Here is a 957-nt window from a genome sequence, read left to right as displayed (position 1 = left end):
GGCCAATATCGACATCATCGTCCGCTCCGGTATCGGTCAGGCCAAACAGGCGATGGATCGACTGATCCAGCAGGGCGAAAAGCCAATCCTCGACGCTGACGCGTTTCGCCGCGATTTCCACGCCTTCATTCGCCAGAACAACCTGCCCGGTCTGCTCGCGTCGTTCAGCGAGTCGCCCGACGACAGCTTGATCGCCGGCATCGCTGCGGCGCGCCCGGTCTTTGTGCGGCAGCTTGAACTCATCGAGGCCACCGAAGAGGACCGCCTCCGCGCCGTAAGCGACTACCTTCGCGCCTCAGCTGACAAAGCGGATTGKGCAGAACGCGGCGAGATTTTCTCCGGCAGTCTGGACGGTTGGGACGAGGATCTCGTCAAGAAGCACGGCATGACGAAGGGCGATGTCGCCGACCTGCACGGCGAAAAGTCCGCTGCTGTCCAGGGCAGGCTGCTCTATCGTCAGTGCGCTCAGCACATCGCTCCTCTTGAGGGCCGAGCGGTTCCCAGCCATTTCGTCCACGGGAGCTTCAACGATCTTGCCGATCGCCGCGTCCTTGGCTGGCACGGCGATTACGTKACGCTGCTGGAGGATGGCGGCGAATGACGGCCTTATCACCACTCAGGCTCAACGAACTCGATATCGTACAGAACCCCGCGATCGGCGCCTATCTGATTTGGCAATTCGCGTTGGGTTATCAGGAAGACGGTGCCGCCGAGGTTCCGATTCCTCTGGCATTCCTCGTGCTGCMAATGCTGTTGCACCGGCAGACGTTCGATGAGGTGGCATCGACGCGCAAAGCATCTGGCCTGCCGCTGTTTGCTGCGAAATTCGACAAGGAGCGGGAAATTTTGATGGGCATCCACGGACGCGCGATGCAACTGCGACCGCTTAGCCTTCAGTCGATCGGGGTGGCAGCGACGTCGAAGCTCGTGCGGATCGACTACGACACCGCGCAGTTC

At 61.0% G+C, this 957-nt stretch carries 2 protein-coding genes; both read left to right on the top strand.

Features of this window, described 5'->3' with window-relative positions; all coding sequences use genetic code 11:
• On the top strand, positions 1–601 hold a 601-nt coding region (locus QD357_RS32570; RefSeq protein WP_414126124.1), incomplete at its 5' end, for an ABC-three component system protein.
• Positions 598–957, top strand: a 360-nt coding sequence (locus QD357_RS32565; RefSeq protein ID WP_414126123.1) for a three component ABC system middle component, incomplete at its 3' end; no start/stop codon positions are given. The genes QD357_RS32570 and QD357_RS32565, both read left to right, overlap by 4 nt.

It is taken from the genome of Rhizobium sp. BR 317, assembly GCF_047445835.1.
Classification (GTDB): domain Bacteria; phylum Pseudomonadota; class Alphaproteobacteria; order Rhizobiales; family Rhizobiaceae; genus Rhizobium; species Rhizobium paranaense.
Note: the sequence above shows the minus strand (reverse complement) of the source record. Positions and strands in the feature narration are given on the sequence as shown.